This is a genomic window from Methylomonas sp. MK1, assembly GCF_000365425.1.
Taxonomy (GTDB): domain Bacteria; phylum Pseudomonadota; class Gammaproteobacteria; order Methylococcales; family Methylomonadaceae; genus Methylomonas.
In genome coordinates this window covers 140,096-157,985 of sequence record NZ_AQOV01000002.1, presented here as the reverse complement: position 1 = coordinate 157,985, position 17,890 = coordinate 140,096, and the positions used below count along the sequence as shown (strand labels likewise).

Sequence of the window (17,890 nt, the reverse complement as noted above, 5' to 3'; positions counted from 1 at the left end):
TTTTGAAAACCAACCATACGAGCAACTGATGAAAAGCGTTAACAATAGCTATTAAAAAGGCAAGCTGCCAGTCCTGGCAAACCCGAGGAGAAAAATAAAAAACGGCGCAATCAGCCGAAGCCATTGCGCCAGGAATTTATTTGATTTTGACCAGTTCCTTACCATTGCTGGAGAAACTGCATATACCGGCTGCGAAGTAAGTGCATTCCTCCGATTGCTCCAGTTTGGCACCATTCGGTGTCAATTTGATCTTCACGGAGCAAGAGCGGGCTTCGCCCTCAATGTGTTTTTTCAATACCAATTCGTTTTCGCCGACGCTCTTAGCTTCATCGGATACCGTTGCGGAACAGGCGTGCTTGCCGGCTTCGTCGGGATTGGGTTCGAAATCCACATCCACCGTGGCGTTAATTTCTTTACCTAAGGTCGTGACCTTCAAATGCTGCACATGATTGCCGTCGCGCAACAGATAATGATCGGTAGCCGCCGCAACAGTACCGGAAGCCAGCATCGCGATGGCCAGAAACAACGTTTTTCTCATGATGTTACCTCTTCTTATAAGTTTAAGTGGTTCAAAAATGGGTAAGGCCAAGCTGACTTAGTATGCCATGCCGAAAGGCTTAGCGCTTAAGCGGGAGGCTTCGTCGGGATTGTACCTTACTGCTCCCTATTACCAAAGATACGAAACACCCCTCGCCGTTACACATATCTAGTGGCAAGCAATCGCGGAACCGCCGCCCAAACCATGAAAGCCCTGGCGATTTATGCCATAATCCGCCCTCATTTTCCCAGGCTGTTTTAACCCCATGTCTAACCGAAAAATCCTTGTTACCAGCGCCTTACCGTATGCCAACGGCCCTATCCACTTGGGCCATCTCGTCGAATACATCCAAACCGACATCTGGGTGCGGTTCCAGAAACAGCGCGGGCACAATTGCTATTACGTTTGCGCCGACGACACCCACGGTACGCCGATCATGCTACGCGCCGACAAGGAAGGCATTACCCCGGAACAATTGATTGCCGATGTGGAAAAGCAACATCGCGCCGACTTCAAAGAATTCGGCGTCGCTTTCGATCAGTATCACAGCACCCACTCGCCGGAAAACAAAGAATACTCGGCACTGATCTACAAACGCCTGCGCGATGCCGGTCATATTAGCCAACGCACCATCACCCAAGCCTACGATCCGGTAAAAAACATGTTCCTGCCGGACCGCTTCATCAAAGGCGAATGCCCGAAATGCGGCGCGGCCGATCAATACGGCGACAGCTGCGAAGCCTGCGGCGCCACCTATTCGCCGACAGAACTGAAAAATGCCGTGTCCGCAATTTCCGGCGAACGTCCCATCGAAAAAGATTCCGAGCATTATTTCTTCGAACTGGGCCATTTTGCCGAGATGCTGCGCGACTGGACCACCGCCGGTCACTTGCAACCGGAAGTCAGCAACAAGATGGCGGAATGGCTGGAGAACGGCTTGCAGCAATGGGACATCTCCCGCGATGCGCCGTATTTCGGCTTCGAGATCCCGGACGCACCGGGCAAGTATTTTTACGTCTGGCTGGATGCGCCCATCGGCTACATGGCCAGCTTCAAGCACTTCTGCGACCGGCAAGGCCTGGATTTCGACAGCTTTTGGCAAAAAGACAGCACCGCCGAGCTGTATCACTTCATCGGCAAGGACATCATTTATTTCCACGCCCTGTTCTGGCCGGCCATGCTCCACGGCGCCAACTTCCGCACGCCCAGCGCGATCTTCGCCCACGGTTTTTTAACCGTCAACGGCGAGAAAATGTCCAAATCGCGCGGCACGTTCATCAAGGCCCGCACTTACCTGGACCATCTGAATCCGGAATATTTGCGCTATTACTTCGCCGCCAAACTCAGCGCCGGCGTGGATGACATTGATTTAAACTTCGACGACTTCAGCCAACGGGTTAACTCGGACCTGGTCGGTAAAGTGGTCAACATCGCCAGCCGCTGTTCCGGTTTTATCGCCAAGCGCTTCGACGGCGTACTTTCCGCTGAATGCGCGGAACCGGCCTTATTCCAACAGTTTGTCGACGCCAACAGCACCATCGCCGATCTTTACGAAAGCCGTGAGTTCGGCAAAGCGATGCGGGAAATCATGGCGCTGGCCGACAGAGCTAATCAGTACATCGACGAGAAAAAGCCCTGGCTGATCGCCAAGGAAGAAGGCAAAGACGCCGAGCTGCATGCGGTATGCAGCATGGGCGTGAATCTATTTCGGCTGCTGGTCGTTTATCTACGCCCGGTGATTCCAACGTTGGCAAGCAATGCCGAAAGCTTTTTAAACATCCCGGCGCAAAGCTGGCCGGACGAAGTGCAACCGCTGCTCGGCCATAAAATCAACAGCTTCGTACCGTTGATGACCCGCGTAGAGCCGGACAAAATCGCCGCGATTGTAGAAGCCTCCAAGGAAAATCTGGAAAAGACGCCATCGGTGTCAGCCAAGCCGGCCAAACCAGCTGCTGTTATCGAAACCAATTCCGAGCAAGTGGCAAAAGCGATAGCCGAACCCATTGCCGAAGCGATAGAGATCGAAGATTTCGCCAAAATAGATTTGCGTATCGGCCGTATCGTCAAAGCCGAATCGGTGGAAGGCGCCGAAAAACTGCTGCAACTGACCGTTGATCTGGGCGGTGAAACCCGCAACATCTTCGCCGGCATCAAATCGGCTTACGCACCGGAAGAGTTGGAAGGCAAACTGACCGTGGTAGTGGCAAATCTAAAGCCGCGCAAAATGCGCTTCGGCACCTCGGAAGGCATGGTGCTGGCGGCAGGCCCCGGCGGCAAAGACATCTGGGTGCTATCGCCGGACCAAGGCGCACAGCCTGGCATGCGGGTTAAATAACACAAAGCCGTGGAGATTGATTAATTGGCAATCAGCGCGCTAAACGAGACATCGCTAGCCGACCAAATCGACGCACTACTACCGCAAACCCAATGCCGCAAATGCGGCTATCAGGGTTGCCGGCCTTATGCGGAAGCCATCAGTAACGGTCTAGCGGACATAGACCAGTGCCCACCGGGCGGCGACCAAGGCATCCAGTTGCTGGCCGATTTATTAAAAGTACCCGCCAAGCCTTTGAATCCGGCATTCGGTGTCCAGCGCCCGCTACACGCAGCCGTGATAGACGAGGCCGCCTGCATAGGCTGCACCAAATGCCTGCCGCCTTGCCCCACCGACGCCATCCTCGGCGCGTCCAAGCATATGCATACCGTCATCGCCGCCTTGTGTACCGGCTGCGAATTATGCATCGCCCCCTGCCCGGTCAACTGCATCAGCATGATCCCTGCAAACAGCGAATGGACCACCGCTAATGCGGACCAGTCCAGACAGCGCCACCAAGCCAAAAACCGGCGCCAAGCCAGAGCGGAAGCGGAAAAATCCGAACGGCTGAATCGGCAAAAACAACTGCTGGCAAAACTCAATAAAGGAAAATCCGCCGTTTAAACCCGGATTGGCGATGACTTTAACGGCATTTAATCTTATAATGGTGTGCTTACCCGATTCGGCCCAGTAGCCGTTATATATCCTGAAAGTAAATTCTCTTAGGTTTTCAGGATTAAGGTAAAAAGCCTACACCGCTTGACCGCAAATCACATTGCGCCCGTAGCTCAGCTGGATAGAGCGCAGCCCTCCGGAGGCTGAGGCCAGAGGTTCGAATCCTCTCGGGCGCGCCATTTGACATGTTTCCTACCGTATCTTGACCCTGCGTATCATGGTGCCGAAAGGTCTCTAGTACCAAATACTCTTTTGTCATTCCCGCGGAGGCGGAAATCCAATATAGTCGCTGGAGCGACGATATTTAAAGACTAATAAGTAGGCGAATCCGGATTGAAGTCACTCAACACGTTTTCAAGCTCCTCCAACAGGGTCTTTAAAGCTTCGGCTTCTTGAAGCAAATGGCTATTTTCTTGGCGGACGGCTCGCACCGGCACTGCATCAGCCTTAATCCTTTGTTTATCCGTTACCGGTTTAGCCGGCATATCGGTTAATAAAGCTTCAAGCCCGCGGCCCAGGCCGCGTTTGGGGGGAATATTGTTCATATCAAGTTAATGACAACAGCAAATCCGCGGCATTTGCGGCCGCTTAAGGCCATCACATCCGGCGCATCGACCCTGTTAATTTCGGCGAAGCCTTGCTGCAACATCATATAAATTCCTCTTCTAATCCCGGGGAACCGAGCCAATACAAACCGAATCAACGAATACCGGAGATCATCCACTTCGCCTGCCGACAAGCCATTTTAGCAATTTCCCTGCCGGTAAGCCGATCAGAAATACCCGTTGCGGCAGAATACCCCCCGTACTCCATGTATCGACACTTGCAACAGAACCACGCATCAATATGAAGAAAGACAACAACAAGTAATTTATCCCCGCGGGTGCGGGGAACGCTTGTTCAACCGGGTATGGCGCAACATGCTGCGCGGTTCATCCCCGCGGGTGCGGGGAACGCTGCTCGGCATTCAACGCACTGGCGATAGGATTCGGTTCATCCCCGCGGGTGCGGGGAACGCGTCGATCTGAACCGACCATTTACCGTTTTGTTCGGTTCATCCCCGCGGGTGCGGGGAACGCATCACGCCATTCCTGGAAGAAGCCTTGCAGGACGGTTCATCCCCGCGGGTGCGGGGAACGCACCAACGCTGGCAACGCTGAGTCAGCGGCTAACGGTTCATCCCCGCGGGTGCGGGGAACGCCTAAGGCGTATTCCGCAATGATTTGCCGGAGCCGGTTCATCCCCGCGGGTGCGGGGAACGCTTGCCTCGCTCTTGTTTTATTTCATCAACAATCGGTTCATCCCCGCGGGTGCGGGGAACGCTCGAGCCGGTGGCAGGCAATATGAACTGCATTCCGGTTCATCCCCGCGGGTGCGGGGAACGCGTATAGTGAATAAGTATTTGGTTGACTCTCGTCGGTTCATCCCCGCGGGTGCGGGGAACGCCCCGTGGCCACTCGCAGCGTTTGACCGCATAGCGGTTCATCCCCGCGGGTGCGGGGAACGCAGTCCTACACAAAGCAGTATTGCGGGGCCGTCCGGTTCATCCCCGCGGGTGCGGGGAACGCGGCACCAGTATAATAATAGCGAACTCGTTGGTCGGTTCATCCCCGCGGGTGCGGGGAACGCAAGTATGACATCGGACATGGTTCCTCTGGTTCCGGTTCATCCCCGCGGGTGCGGGGAACGCAGCAGACGCAGCAATCGGTACCATTTCCCCAACGGTTCATCCCCGCGGGTGCGGGGAACGCTTGGTATGCTGCTCGCGGGGAGTCTGCTTTGTCGGTTCATCCCCGCGGGTGCGGGGAACGCGCTAGCAATCTGTAACGATTGATTGCGCCTGACGGTTCATCCCCGCGGGTGCGGGGAACGCCTACCTTTTTCGTCCTTAAAGTGTCGCTGTTCCGGTTCATCCCCGCGGGTGCGGGGAACGCTATAGCTATATACTAATTAAATGAGCGCCCACCGGTTCATCCCCGCGGGTGCGGGGAACGCTCGAAAAGCTGATTGCCGACTGCCCCGATAAAGCGGTTCATCCCCGCGGGTGCGGGGACGCGTCTTTGCGGTCTTGCGGATGTGGTTCATCCCCGCGGGTGCGAACGCGTAATTTGTGTCAAAAAAGATCTTGATGTCATCCCCCGGGTGCGGGGAACGCCCGGCGGACCTAGCGAGTGGCTATCATCGGTTCATCCCCGCGGGTGGGGAACGCATTAACACGGCATCGTTAACCGATATGGCGGTTATCCCGCGGGTGGGAAACGCAATCGCAATATTCTTGATGCAGCCGCACGGTCATCCCCGGGTGGGGAACGCAATGGGGGTTATTGACATAATGTTTCACTGTTCCCCGCGGGTGGGGAGCCGATGGTGCATGGCGCGAGTTCGGTTCACGCGGGTGGACGCGTCACAAGGGGCATCCGAACGTTTCCCGGGTCGCGGAGGCACCAGGGTGCTCTGCGCGTATCGCGGTGGACCGCTAATATGGGATGCGATGGTCCTCAGCGGGTGGAACCTGCTACCGGATTGTTCCTAGTAACCCCGGGGGGGAACGCGCGTGGATGCGTCAGAATGTCAGCGCGGCGGGCGGTTCATCCCCGCGGGTGCGGGGAACGCACCCGACGGCCGGCCAATACCGACCAATCCGCCGGTTCATCCCCGCGGGTGCGGGGAACGCGTTTTGTGCTTGTTCCTGAGTTAAGCCAATTTCCGGTTCATCCCCGCGGGTGCGGGGAACGCTTAGCGCAGACCAGCGGTTGTTATGCTGTTGTGGGTTCATCCCCGCGGGTGCGGGGAACGCGTTTTGTGCTTGTTCCTGAGTTAAGCCAATTTCCGGTTCATCCCCGCGGGTGCGGGGAACGCTTAGCGCAGACCAGCGGTTGTTATGCTGTTGTGGGTTCATCCCCGCGGGTGCGGGGAACGCGCACCGCTGGCTATTGCCACCGATAACCCGGGCGGTTCATCCCCGCGGGTGCGGGGAACGCGTGTTTTCGTCGGTCAACGCCCCTTCCGTCACTGGTTCATCCCCGCGGGTGCGGGGAACGCTAACGGGATAAATGAAGTGATTCATGATTTGGCGGTTCATCCCCGCGGGTGCGGGGAACGCCTGTCTGCATCGCTTTTTTCGTTTGGCCTGACCGGTTCATCCCCGCGGGTGCGGGGAACGCCGCCAGCAGGCGTATCTGTGCCCGGCCAATCGCGGTTCATCCCCGCGGGTGCGGGGAACGCTACCCGGTTAAACAGACGCGGATCGGCGGTGACGGTTCATCCCCGCGGGTGCGGGGAACGCACCGAACGGCAACCTACGTACACCGACCAAGGCGGTTCATCCCCGCGGGTGCGGGGAACGCCGGCCCCATTGCAGTACGATGGCCGGAATTTTCGGTTCATCCCCGCGGGTGCGGGGAACGCGGACAAATCCAACACGATGTTGGCGGTGATGTCGGTTCATCCCCGCGGGTGCGGGGAACGCATATTTAGAAACCGGAACAACGGCGCCGTTGGCGGTTCATCCCCGCGGGTGCGGGGAACGCTATACCAGTGCGGCGATGATAGAAACTCCGGTCGGTTCATCCCCGCGGGTGCGGGGAACGCGCCGCCTTTTTTGCCTGAGCACGGTTGTCGGCCGGTTCATCCCCGCGGGTGCGGGGAACGCGTCTACCGCATTGGGAAACGACAGCACGCCGCCGGTTCATCCCCGCGGGTGCGGGGAACGCGTCAACGCCTTGTCGGCCACGTCGCTGATTTGCGGTTCATCCCCGCGGGTGCGGGGAACGCTTCATTTCAGCCCGGCACCGCTCAATGCCGCGCGGTTCATCCCCGCGGGTGCGGGGAACGCACTAATCGTAACTTATTGTTACGCATATAAAAATAACCCGGCTAAATTTCTACCGAATTTTTTACCTTTTCCAAGTTGTTAAAAAGCGGGCGCCCCCTTACAGCACCCTATACCCCAACAGGAATTTAGTACGCATTTTTCCCCTCTCACCCCGGCCCTTTCCCTGAGGGCGAGGCGGACGAATCGGCTTCGTCCGGCGGAAAAAACGACACCAATTTCAATCCGTCCAATTCCACCGGCAGACGGCGGTTTTTGCCCAGCGTTAAAAAGTCGAAGCCGGATTCGGTGTTGGTGCTCCATACCATCACAGCGTTGCCCTCTTCTAAGCCCTGCTCGACTTGCGACCAGATCATCTCCCGCACCTTGGCCGACAAGTCGCCGACGTAAACCCCGGCGCGAATTTCGATCAGCCACACCGCCAAACGGCCGCGTAGCCGGGGCGGAACGTTTTCAACTACGATGACCAACATCGCCGATGCCCTCCGCATTGGGAATGGCCGGGGCGATGTTTTCCTCGGCCGGTTTGGGGACTTCCAATTCGCCGGCCGCCAGCACTTCTTCGATGGTGGGGATGATCTTGCGCAAGATTTTGGATTGGCGGAACACGTCGCGGCACATCAGCCGTACCTCCCGCTCCAGATTAGGATAATTTTTGGCTGCGATTTTGAAGGCATGCGGGACGATGTCGTCGAATTTGAACAGGTCGGCAATGTCGTAGACAAAGGACAGCGGCTTGCCGGTGTGGATGAAGCCGATGGCCGGCGCGTAACCGGCGGCCAATATCGCCGCTTCGCAGATGCCGTACAGGCAAGCAGTCGCCGAACTGAGACAGCGGTTGGCGGTGTCACTGTTGTCCCATTGCGTATAGTCGTAATTGCGGCCATTCCATTCCACGCCGGCCTGTTTGGCCAATAATTGGTACAACTTCCTGACTCTGGCGCCTTCTATGCCGCGCAGTTGCTCGACACTGCGGCGTTCGGGCGGTTTTTCGCCGAAACGGATTTCGTACATCTTGCGTACCACTTTCAACCGCGCGTCGTCGTCCAGCGCTAGTTTGGCTTGATACAACAATCTGTCCGATCTGGCACCGCCCGGCTGACCGGCTGCATATAATCTGACACCGGCTTCGCCGACCCAGACCAGCAAGGTCCCTGCCCTGGCAGCCAACGCGGCGGCGTGATGGGAGACGCGAGTGCCGGGTTCCAACATGATGCAAGCGATGGAGCCGACCGGGATATGAGTGCGAATGCCGGTTTCGTCGATGACGACAAAGGCGCCGTCCTTGACGTCGATTTGACCTTTTTCGATGAAGACCATCGAGACGCGTTCTTTCATGGCGATGGGTTTTAGGGGTGGGAGCATGTCGAACAGTCCTTATTCAAGTGACAAAGTAAGTAGACGGCGCCAAGCAATCGCTAGGCTGGGGTTAGCGGGTTGCGTTGGCCATCCAAAATCGCATACCCCGCCGGCAAAAAAGCGCTTATCGCCGGTTTCAGTTCATTTCTTATTCGCGGCACGAGCAAAATCGATTCAGAAACAGCGGCGCATCCGCAGCATCCGTGCGCGCTTCCGAAGCCTTCGCGGACACCCACAGAAGGTTCGAGCGCACCTGCAAAGTATTCTATCGTACGCACGACAGGCTCGGATGCACGCCCGAAACGTTTGGAGGCACGCACAGACCGTTTGGCTGCGCGCCCAGAACGCGCGTCGGCGCCCCCGAAACGCTTGTGCGCACCGACGAAGCCTCGGTAAGCCACCACACAGCGGTCGTACACACTCCCAAGACTACCCATTGCCCGGTCGTCTTACCATCAGCAAGCCGCAACCGAAAGCCTTGTCTAATCTGACTTCGCACCCTCGTCTCCCGGCAAATCGATGGCTAAACAACCAACAATCGCTTCCCGCAAATTGGCGTGCGACTCCTCCAAGGTTTCCCCTTGTGTCAAACAACCAGGAATTTCTGGCACTTCGGCCCAATAACCGGATTCTTCGGCAGAATGGATTATGGCTTTGAATTGCATAGTTTATTTTCACACTTTGGCGATGGATAACAGGCCGCAGCCGAAAGCTTTGGCTGGCCCGATACCCTGCACAACTTGTGATTCGAATTGGGTCGAATCGGTTACCGTCATGATGCCGTCGAATAACACCGTTTGTATTTTGCCGCTGCGGCCTTCCTTGGTTTTGCGAAAATACGTAACCGGTTCCGGTTGGACGATCAAAGTTTCCAACTGGGCGAAGTCCTGTAATTTGCGCGCCAACCAAGCTTGTTGCTGTTCTTCATGTAACAACGGCACGCGGACGGTTTTAGTAAAGGTTTTGCCTTTTTTCTCGACGGTACCTTTGCTGCTGTCTTTGATGGTTTTGATCGGATTGGCCCGCAAACGAAAGCGCAGGCGTTGTCCGTCGGGAATGTTCAGCGCAAATTCGCGTTGCACCAACAGTAACGGACTTTGCTCGCTACCTTCAGGTTTGATTGCCGACTGCAACAGCACACTAGCACCAACACCCGTCTGAATTTGCTCGACACGAAATAAAAAATCCCGCTCCGCGTCTTCGTATCCTGGAAACAGGCGCCACAAAGCTTGATGAAACTGATAAGGGTTTTTCGCTTGTTGCCAGGGGATATGCACCTTACTCAGAAACATGTTGCTCTCCTTGTCCATTTGTCATGTAAAGCGTCCGACTGGCGAATTGGCGCGGTTGGTGAATAATCGGCACATCGCGTTTTTTCATCGGGATCGCGTGGTCGGTAAATTCCTCGCTGTAAACCGTACCGCCGGTTTCGCCGCTCAACGCTAATGCAGCCTGCACCGAGTCGGTCGACAGGCGAGCATCAAACAATGGTCGGGCCAACGGACAACTTCGCCGCCCTAGCACCGGTGTGTAAAATGGCCTTTTCAAGGCTAGCTCGATACTATCCAAGCTGATCGACGCATTGGCATCGTTCCAAACCGCCACGGTATAAAACGCATCCTGCCAATATTCCCGCCAAGTTTGAATGGTGTCGTGGCTTTTCAGGCCGCGATAATCTTCCCGGGCGTTTTTGACGGTGTGGTAATCGGTCATTTTTTGGCCCTGATGATCGACACGAACCGCAATCGACACACTTGACGCTAACGCTTGTAGACCTTCGCGATCAAGCCGGTCGATGCCGAGACACGCCCCCAACAATCCCAGCAACGCGCTTCGGCCTGGAAATAGTTCGGAAGGCCGCAAACCCTCGAAACTTTCCCGGCCCCAGGCTTGCATCGGTCCTTGCAATTTTAAAATCAGATAATCGGGCATGGCGTTTATCCTTGGCCGTTGGCTCTAACCCACTGTTCCAACTCGGGCAACGACGGTTTCGAAATGATGTCGTTCGGCACTTTCACTTCATCCAGCGCAAACTCGGCACAACGCTCTTGCAAACCGTAGCCGCGATGGATTTTGTCCCAATGGCTATTTAAAGCCGTGATCGACGGCTCGCGGAAACCACCGGTTTTGAAATCGGCCTGAATCGGTTTTTCGAAGGCGTTTGCCAACGAAATCGGCTGATGCGAGAAGCTGACCAAAGCCAAATCCGCCAAATTATGCGCAGCGAAACTTTGCTGCTTGGCGCTGGGCACTTCGGTTGCCAGCATGTGCAGCACATGGGCTGCGATGTCCAAGGCTTTGGCCCGGCTTTCGGCGCTTTCCTCCGACTTAATGTCGGCCAACAAGCCCAAATTGACTTGCAGCTGTTTCAGGTTGAGGCTGGCGTAACGATAAAATACGCCGGACGAAAACTCCTGGGTATCCAAATGGCCGGAACCCAGTTCTTGCAGATCATCGACGGCGGTAAACCAATCGATGTCGGCATCGACAGCGTGGGTGGTAATGGCATGGGCTACCGCCAGCGCGCCGTCGATTTTACCGACTTCGCTCATCAAGCCGGAGGTTGCCATCCGTCCGGACAGAGCTATGTCCAAGCCTTTGGCCAAGGCTTGGCGAAACGCTTGACTGTCTTTTTCGATTTGCTTTTGTAGTTTCTTGGCATCGACGCCGTCAGCTTCCAAGCCTTTTATTTGATCGCAGAAATACGCGACTTCCTCCAGCACCCAAGGCGCAACAGCATCATCCTTGGCATCGTCGGCACTGGCGTCTTTGCCGGAAATAAAATCAATGGCTTGTTTGATCAAGGCTTCATCGTAACGACCGGATAACGCCGCGATTGCTTGATGTTGATAGTCAGACAGATGTTTAGTTCGAATGCTCGGCTCGCCCAAATGCTCGCGGTAGTAATCGCTCTGCCGCATCGTCCGTTTCAGGCTCTGACTGGAAACCCGCACCCGGCGCTTGCCGCCGAAAATTGCCGACTTTTGCATATTCATGTCGTCGCGGTTCAGACAAGACGGGCTGTGAGAAATCAAAACGTGGAAGTTGATAAAGTTTTCGTTCATGGTGGTTTCCTTTGGGTTAGACCGATATATTCATATGGTTCTGGTTCCCAAGCTCCTGCTTGGGAACTGAATCTTGAAAGCTCCAGCTTTCATTCGCCTGCTCAGGAAGCAAGAGCTTCCAAGACCGAGCGCCCAAGCTGGAGCTTGGGCGCCAGCCAATGCGTTCGTTCACGACTGGCATCCTGGCGTTAGGCAGATTCTTTGGTTTTGGTGTTTTGATAAAAGAAAAAGTCTTCCAGCAATTGGCGTTTGGCGCGGTCGTTCCAGTAATACACGATCCTGGCAGCCGATAACCAATCCATTTTTGGCTCTATTTGCTTGAGCAAACGCCGCAACTGGATCAAATCGTTCGGTTCTTGCGAGCGAATTACCATGAACAGGCGTTTTTCGTTGACGTCGGCTTTCGCAAGCGTTCTGCCCAACGAGTCGCCACCCTCCGCGTGTTTGATCAGCGGCAAGCAATACACCAAACGCTGTATGCCTTTGCTGACGTTAGCGTCGATCAACAAACGGTAAAAAGCCGGTATTTCCAGCAAATCATCCGGCTGTACCACCCGTTTCAACTCAGCTTGTGGGCCAGGTTTTAACTTTTGGTAACGCTCATATAGGCCGATAAAATCCGGCCCTTGGTTTTGTCCTTCGCTCATGCGTTAGCTCCTTCGGGTTCCAAGTCTTGAAGTGATTTGTGTAAAGAGCGTCTGGCTAGCGCCAGCGCTTTCAACATTTTGGGTTCCTGGCGGTAAGGATCGGTTGCTTGCTCGAACAATTGAAGTACGACGGCTTTTAGCTTTCGATTCAAGGCTTGCAACGTCAAATCGGGTTCGGAAAAATTCACGCCGGCAAAAGTTCGGTGCAATAGATTTTCAGTTTGCTGGTAATAATTCGCTTCAACTGGATCGCACAGATTAACCCCGGAACCGTGGACTTTATCTTTGACGCCGACCGCAAACAGATAGAGCGCCTTGCGTAGCGCCGACTTGTAAGCCAAGCCGCCCTCAATAATTTTATGAATCACCAAACCATGATCAGCCCAGCCTTGCGCCAAACTGTAAAGTTCATGCCTACGTTCCAATACGGTCGCTTGGTTGTTGCGGTATCCACCAACAATCAACTGCATCTTGTCAGCCGCCATAAAGGTTCTAGCCTGTTGCAGCACCGGTGCGGCTTGTTGGCCTTCTTTATCGTTCAGTTGATCGACCACTAACTTACTCAAATGCGTCCAAGTGGGTGCGGTTGTGGTGAACGACGGAAACTTCTCTTCCCTTTCGCCTTTTTTGATTGAAAATATGCGGGACGAAAGCGGATGCGGCCAGACGCTTACCACGGTGTAATTGAATTTGGCTTTTTTGAACCCTCGGTAAACAGGCGCTTTGCAGCCGCAGCAACTGCATGTCGCTGGGTCCTCGACCGGTAACAACTCGAAATGAGCAGGTTGCCAAAGCAAGCCACGGATCAAGCCAATCGATGACGCTGGAATTTTTTGCTCGGCTTTGACGGTGTCGATGTAGTTAGGGTGCTGGTCTTTAGTTTCCTGATACCACGGCATAACCGATTCGGCAGTTTCCGCGGTCAAAACGTTAAGCCAAAGTGTCTGCCGTAAATCCTTGCCCTTGATTAGAACAGTAATCGGCGTGCTACCACGCAAACTGCCTTTAAAGCCGCCCCCCATGCTCGGCGCATTATTCGCGACATTGAATAAAGCAATCGACGCGCAGCCTCCGCACAAGGTTTCGCCCAATCCCGGCGGGTTGACAAAAGCCTTGTTGGTGCCATCGGCGACGCCAGCCAACAATTTATCCATGCTGGTCGGCTCTTTGGCATTGACACCGCGAATCTGCATAAATGGCGTTTGCGGATGATCCAGATCGAACCAATCCAATTTGTCCTTAAAAGCCTCAGCGTAGCTTTCAGATGTTAATGGTTGTTGAACATAGCGACCCAACTCCTTTTTATCCTTGGGTGTAAACAACACTTGCGTGATGGCGCAAAGCAATTGCAAACACGCCAATTCCATATCGTCGCGCGGCAAACACAGTTCACCGTTGGCTTCGCCGCATAGCAACTGTTGTAAGCCGATTTTTTGATAGCGGCTTTGCTGTTGAATCGGTATCCAGGCATCAGTCAGTAGATTCATACGCTCTCCTTGGTTGTTTCAATGCGGATTAAGCCGGTATCGGCATGATAAAGATAGGTGTCGTTGCCATGACGGGCGATAAAACCACCCGCGTCTTGCCGTTGCATTGGCAAGTAAATCAAGCCGTCCGCTTCGGACTTAGGCAATCGATCTCGATTGGCCCAGCTATGCGGCACGGTAACGGTATTCAGATTCAGCGCTTCCGCTTTCTCGCTTTCATCGAGACCGCTCAAACATTCGCCGTTCAAAAGACGCTCCCGGCCGTCAGCATCGAGATAGGTCGGCAATACGTTCAAACTCATCTCGCCGTCGCGAGTTAACGCCGAAACGTTAGAATCGTTATCCGATAACTCATGCATCGAGCTTCTGATCAATTGTTTCGCCGACATATGGCTGGCGTAACAAGCATCTTTGAAGGTTTCATAGCTTTTAGTCACCGGTTCCGGTTCATCGATTAACGGCTCTTCGTCATAAACCTGTTCAATCCAATCGCGATAAACACCGGGAAAAGTGGCCTGCGAATTGTTTTCTCGCTCGGCCTTTTCCAGTAATTGCTGCGTTCGCCACAACACCCGACTGTTGCCGTAAACCACCGCATGCAAGTCGTAGTCGATATTTTCCGGCAGCAAGACGGTACAAACCGGTTTATCGAATCCGGCTGGCCGGCTACTTTGATTTTTGGCATGTCGATGCAAGCGCCCCATGCGTTGAAACAAAAGATCGACCGGGCAAAGCTGAGTAATCAGCCAATCGAAATCCAAGTCCAGCGATTGCTCGACCACTTGCGTCGCAATCAGCAAATGGCCGCTCTTACCCCGTTCGGAAGATTCCGGCCCGAACCAGTCGAGTACGGTTTGCTCCTTTTGTTGGCGGTCGGCAAAAATGAAACGGGAATGAAACAGCAAAAGTTGCGCTTCGTTCAGCGTCGGCGATTGTTGTATCTGCTGGTGTAACAGTTGATAAATCTGCTGAGCCACCGCGACCAGATTGCAGACCAAGCATACTTGCGCGCCTTGTTCCACCGCATCCAGCATGCGTTGCAACAGATTTTCGTCCGGCAACAATGCCGGTGTTTTAAGCAACTCAATATTGACGGTCGTCGCTTTGGGTTGCTGCTCAGGCTGTTCGGCTAAATCGAAGCATTCGGCTCGAACGCTTTGGCAATGGCTGATCAGCGGATAATGCTTGTTGTCGTTCGGCAAAGCGCAATTCCACGCAGCTGCTAACTGGCGTTTTTGTTCGAACGGCAAGGTTGCCGACAACAATATCGCGCTGCCGCCGGCCAGGCGTTGTTGCTCCAGTACGGCTTCCAGCAAACCATACATGTAACTGTCATAGGCGTGAACTTCATCGACGATCAGCACGCTACGGCCGATACCGAAGCCGCGCACGAACTTGTGCTTGACCGGCAACACCGACACCAACACCTGATCGACGGTACAAACACCGATTTGCCCGAGAAAGACCCGCTTGCGGCTTTGCGCCAACCAGTTACCGCATTGTACCCAGGCTTCTTCGTGGCCTTGCGCAGTTTGCGGCCGGCAGGCGTGTTTCAAATCGATAAATCGTTGTTGAAAATCTCGCAGACCATGCGCCAACACCAAATTGGTTTGTTCGGCAAACAACAGCGGCGCGGCTTTTTCCAGACGGCTCAACATCGCATTGGCCGTCGCTTGTGTCGGCAACGCAAACACGATGCTGTCGGCCAACCCCGCAGCCAACAGTTGCCAGGCATAGGCCAGCGCGGTTTCGGTTTTACCGGATCCGGTGGAGGCTTCGATGATCGTCAATCCAGGCGCTTGCGGGAGTTTATCGACCAGACATTGCACCTGCCGCGGTCTGCTATCCGAATCGAGCAATGAACTAACGCCTTGGTAAGCTTTAATCCGGCCAATCACGCCGGCATCGGCCAAGGTTTTTTCAGCAACGGCTAGACGTTTGACGTACCAGGTTTTTAGCGCATCGACGCCATCGCAAGGCTGGTCGTCGTATTCGAAGCGTTCCGAAGAACCCAACCAATCGCACACCGAACAAAACCCGGCCAGCATGGTTGCAGGAGATTGGTGGTTATTGCTGGTTTTCAATTCGGGAGGATTGTCGCTCAACGTTAATCCGGCAGGTATTAAAAACAGTTGCTCCAGGATTTGCAGCCACCGCAAGCGACTTTGTTTGATGGCTGCCTTTAGCTCCTTGGAGATACACAAATCATATTCAAGATCATTTTTGGCATGCTCAGCCGGCACGATGCCATGATGACCCACGACTGGCGCCAACCAACTGCACCAAGAAGTCCAGGTTTCGTTATCGCCAAAATCAAAGTCGCCATCCCCAAAGGAAAAACGTTCTGCTAAGTCGTTATAAAACCAATACAACCCGGCAGGACCGTGGTTATAAGCCTGGATTTCCAAACCCTTCAGCTGTGCCGGAATTGCAGACAGCAGAGGATTAGCGGCTTTCCAAGCTTCCTGAGCTTTACGCTGAAAACGCAAGTCGAACTTGCCGTAATCGTGCAATGCGATGAAAAACAGTAGCCAGGCGCGAGCCTGTTTTTCATTCAAACCAGTCATCAAGGTAAAGCTGCGGCTAAGACTTTGACTCGCTCTCAGCCAAGCCTCCGCCACCGCCGCCACATCCATACAATGGTAAGGCAGCAAATGGTAAGCCGGACCGTCATCGGCTTCTGGCTTGGCTTTACCCCAATATTGGAAATACGATGCTGTCACGCTCATTCCCTGATTTGATTGAAATCCATATCTGACAGATATGCTACGCCGCCAGGTAGTTTAGTCGCTCGCACGCATTCATCAACAATGAATAGACTCGGCATAGGATGATTTCGGCGTTTGTTAATCGTTGTGCAGATGACTATGTTTACAAAAAACCATGGCCACTCAAAATCGTTTAGCGGTTGTCAGCACCAATAAGCCTGAACTCGGTTTGGCAATGTCACACCATGCCCTGCTCTTGCAGCATGGCGTAGGCGGCGTTTATTTGTCGGGTTTCTTCCTCGGCGAGTTGTTTGATTTTTGCGCCAAACACACCGACGCGGTCCGGGTGGTATTCGGAAATTTTCTTTTTGTATGCCGCTTTAATGTCTATCGGTAGGGCTTCAGCCGTCAGGCCAAGAATTAAATAACAATCCGCCAAAGATTTGATGTGTTGATCGTCTTCAGGCAGTTTTATTTCGGTTATATACACATTGAGATGTTCGTCGATGTCCAATTTGAATTGTGCATGACACTTTCGGCATCGCGCTTTGTTACCTTCGATGGGCAAGGTAAATTTAATGCGTTGCGCGCAGGATGGACAGGAAATTGTCCTTACATTGGCAGGCGTTCTAAGGGTGGGCTGTTTTTGATTTTGATGTTTGCGTCGAGTTTTTCTGGCATTGCAGACAAGAAGCCCCACCAAAGTAATGTTCAATATTAGCGATGCGAACAACGCAATATTGGTCATCATCCCGGCTAATTGATTGCTCGACGAAATTTAAAATGATGGGGGAGTTAAACAGGCGCCCCGTATTCGTTTGCACGGTCATCGCCTTTTGACACCATCCAGATGACATACGGGATGATGCCGATGATGGTCAGAATAATCAGATACCACCAGCCGCTATGCCCGGTATCGTGTAATCGGCGGATATTAACAGCCAGCGAAGGAAATAGAATAACCAAGTTGGTGATTGCCGTGACGGTTGCCGGCTCGCCGTAGGCCGATTGATCTATGATCCCCGCTATCATCGATACCAATAGTGTGAAAAGCGCGAACCACCAGTATTCGGCTCTCGAGGCTCTACCTGTAAAAACAAATGCCTTTGCAAAACAACCGGACACCGATTCGGTAAACGTCATGTCCCGTCCGTTAGTTACTGGCCCGCGATAGCCGTTATTCGATTGCATGGTTGCGCCACACTCAAGGCAGAAATTCGCATTATCCGGATTTTGCTTTCCACAATTTGGGCAATACATCTCGC

General features: G+C 54.0%; 15 protein-coding genes, 1 tRNA gene and 2 CRISPR repeat arrays. Of the genes, 3 read left to right on the top strand and 13 right to left on the bottom strand.

Features of this window, described 5'->3' with window-relative positions; translation table 11 throughout:
* Positions 1–136 precede the first annotated feature (136 nt).
* Positions 137–538: a hypothetical protein gene (locus tag G006_RS0117545; protein WP_020484529.1), complete on the bottom strand. Its 402-nt coding sequence runs from the start codon at positions 536–538 to the stop codon at positions 137–139.
* 265 nt (positions 539–803) lie between these two features.
* Between G006_RS0117545 and metG the strand changes: the two genes are divergently transcribed.
* The 3 genes from metG to G006_RS0117530 all read left to right on the top strand — a co-directional run bounded on the left by metG (position 804) and on the right by G006_RS0117530 (position 3,706).
* Positions 804–2,873 carry a methionine--tRNA ligase gene (gene metG, locus G006_RS0117540; RefSeq protein ID WP_020484528.1) on the top strand — a complete coding sequence of 690 codons (2,070 nt, stop codon included), beginning with the start codon at positions 804–806 and terminating at the stop codon, positions 2,871–2,873.
* Between the two features lie 24 nt (positions 2,874–2,897).
* On the top strand, positions 2,898–3,476 hold the full coding sequence (locus G006_RS0117535; protein ID WP_020484527.1) for an RnfABCDGE type electron transport complex subunit B: 579 nt from the start codon (positions 2,898–2,900) through the stop codon (positions 3,474–3,476).
* 153 nt (positions 3,477–3,629) lie between these two features.
* Positions 3,630–3,706 (top strand) — tRNA-Arg (locus tag G006_RS0117530).
* Positions 3,707–3,838: 132 nt separating this feature from the next.
* Here G006_RS0117530 and G006_RS0117525 read toward each other — a convergent pair.
* The 12 genes from G006_RS0117525 to G006_RS0117460 all read right to left on the bottom strand — a co-directional run bounded on the left by G006_RS0117525 (position 3,839) and on the right by G006_RS0117460 (position 17,885).
* Positions 3,839–4,072, bottom strand: coding sequence for a hypothetical protein (locus tag G006_RS0117525; RefSeq protein ID WP_020484526.1), 234 nt, complete (start codon positions 4,070–4,072; stop codon positions 3,839–3,841).
* Between the two features lie 322 nt (positions 4,073–4,394).
* Positions 4,395–5,584: direct repeats of the CRISPR family, unit length 29 nt; unit sequence CGGTTCATCCCCGCGGGTGCGGGGAACGC.
* 526 nt (positions 5,585–6,110) lie between these two features.
* A CRISPR array of direct repeats spans positions 6,111–7,362; the repeat unit is 29 nt; unit sequence CGGTTCATCCCCGCGGGTGCGGGGAACGC.
* Between the two features lie 146 nt (positions 7,363–7,508).
* Complete coding sequence (gene cas2e / locus G006_RS0117515) at positions 7,509–7,832, bottom strand: type I-E CRISPR-associated endoribonuclease Cas2e (protein WP_026147271.1); 324 nt, start codon at positions 7,830–7,832, stop codon at positions 7,509–7,511.
* Positions 7,813–8,724, bottom strand: coding sequence for a type I-E CRISPR-associated endonuclease Cas1e (gene cas1e, locus G006_RS0117510; protein ID WP_026147137.1), 912 nt, complete (start codon positions 8,722–8,724; stop codon positions 7,813–7,815). Before cas1e ends, cas2e begins: the two co-directional genes overlap by 20 nt.
* Before the next feature lie 476 nt (positions 8,725–9,200).
* Complete coding sequence (locus G006_RS0117500) at positions 9,201–9,383, bottom strand: type II toxin-antitoxin system HicB family antitoxin (protein WP_020484521.1); 183 nt, start codon at positions 9,381–9,383, stop codon at positions 9,201–9,203.
* Positions 9,384–9,392: 9 nt separating this feature from the next.
* Positions 9,393–10,010, bottom strand: a complete 618-nt coding sequence (cas6e, locus tag G006_RS0117495; protein ID WP_020484520.1) for a type I-E CRISPR-associated protein Cas6/Cse3/CasE — start codon at positions 10,008–10,010, stop codon at positions 9,393–9,395.
* On the bottom strand, positions 9,997–10,650 hold the full coding sequence (gene cas5e / locus G006_RS0117490) for a type I-E CRISPR-associated protein Cas5/CasD (protein ID WP_020484519.1): 654 nt from the start codon (positions 10,648–10,650) through the stop codon (positions 9,997–9,999). Before cas5e ends, cas6e begins: the two co-directional genes overlap by 14 nt.
* A gap of 5 nt (positions 10,651–10,655) precedes the next feature.
* Positions 10,656–11,783 carry a type I-E CRISPR-associated protein Cas7/Cse4/CasC gene (gene cas7e / locus G006_RS0117485; protein ID WP_020484518.1) on the bottom strand — a complete coding sequence of 376 codons (1,128 nt, stop codon included), beginning with the start codon at positions 11,781–11,783 and terminating at the stop codon, positions 10,656–10,658.
* A gap of 188 nt (positions 11,784–11,971) precedes the next feature.
* On the bottom strand, positions 11,972–12,430 hold the full coding sequence (gene casB / locus G006_RS0117480) for a type I-E CRISPR-associated protein Cse2/CasB (RefSeq protein WP_020484517.1): 459 nt from the start codon (positions 12,428–12,430) through the stop codon (positions 11,972–11,974).
* Positions 12,427–13,917: a type I-E CRISPR-associated protein Cse1/CasA gene (gene casA / locus G006_RS0117475; RefSeq protein ID WP_020484516.1), complete on the bottom strand. Its 1,491-nt coding sequence runs from the start codon at positions 13,915–13,917 to the stop codon at positions 12,427–12,429. The genes casB and casA overlap by 4 nt, the downstream gene beginning before the upstream one ends.
* Complete coding sequence (cas3, locus tag G006_RS0117470; protein WP_020484515.1) at positions 13,914–16,646, bottom strand: CRISPR-associated helicase/endonuclease Cas3; 2,733 nt, start codon at positions 16,644–16,646, stop codon at positions 13,914–13,916. The genes casA and cas3 overlap by 4 nt, the downstream gene beginning before the upstream one ends.
* Before the next feature lie 217 nt (positions 16,647–16,863).
* Positions 16,864–17,376 (bottom strand): J domain-containing protein, encoded by a 513-nt coding sequence (locus G006_RS27195; protein WP_081607969.1) that lies wholly within the window; start codon positions 17,374–17,376, stop codon positions 16,864–16,866.
* A 44-nt stretch (positions 17,377–17,420) separates the two neighbouring features.
* On the bottom strand, positions 17,421–17,885 hold the full coding sequence (locus G006_RS0117460; protein WP_081607968.1) for a DUF805 domain-containing protein: 465 nt from the start codon (positions 17,883–17,885) through the stop codon (positions 17,421–17,423).
* Positions 17,886–17,890: the final 5 nt, after the last annotated feature.

Bases quoted from the DNA above. Each gene is read 5' to 3' on its own strand.
- G006_RS0117545 (WP_020484529.1), bottom strand. From the start codon at position 538: ATGAGAAAAACGTTGTTTCTGGCCATCGCGATGCTGGCTTCCGGTACT.
- metG (WP_020484528.1), top strand. From the start codon at position 804: ATGTCTAACCGAAAAATCCTTGTTACCAGCGCCTTACCGTATGCCAAC.
- G006_RS0117525 (WP_020484526.1), bottom strand. From the start codon at position 4,072: ATGAACAATATTCCCCCCAAACGCGGCCTGGGCCGCGGGCTTGAAGCT.
- cas2e (WP_026147271.1), bottom strand. From the start codon at position 7,832: ATGTTGGTCATCGTAGTTGAAAACGTTCCGCCCCGGCTACGCGGCCGT.
- cas1e (WP_026147137.1), bottom strand. From the start codon at position 8,724: ATGCTCCCACCCCTAAAACCCATCGCCATGAAAGAACGCGTCTCGATG.
- G006_RS0117500 (WP_020484521.1), bottom strand. From the start codon at position 9,383: ATGCAATTCAAAGCCATAATCCATTCTGCCGAAGAATCCGGTTATTGG.
- cas6e (WP_020484520.1), bottom strand. From the start codon at position 10,010: ATGTTTCTGAGTAAGGTGCATATCCCCTGGCAACAAGCGAAAAACCCT.
- cas5e (WP_020484519.1), bottom strand. From the start codon at position 10,650: ATGCCCGATTATCTGATTTTAAAATTGCAAGGACCGATGCAAGCCTGG.
- cas7e (WP_020484518.1), bottom strand. From the start codon at position 11,783: ATGAACGAAAACTTTATCAACTTCCACGTTTTGATTTCTCACAGCCCG.
- casB (WP_020484517.1), bottom strand. From the start codon at position 12,430: ATGAGCGAAGGACAAAACCAAGGGCCGGATTTTATCGGCCTATATGAG.
- casA (WP_020484516.1), bottom strand. From the start codon at position 13,917: ATGAATCTACTGACTGATGCCTGGATACCGATTCAACAGCAAAGCCGC.
- cas3 (WP_020484515.1), bottom strand. From the start codon at position 16,646: ATGAGCGTGACAGCATCGTATTTCCAATATTGGGGTAAAGCCAAGCCA.
- G006_RS27195 (WP_081607969.1), bottom strand. From the start codon at position 17,376: ATGATGACCAATATTGCGTTGTTCGCATCGCTAATATTGAACATTACT.
- G006_RS0117460 (WP_081607968.1), bottom strand. From the start codon at position 17,885: ATGTATTGCCCAAATTGTGGAAAGCAAAATCCGGATAATGCGAATTTC.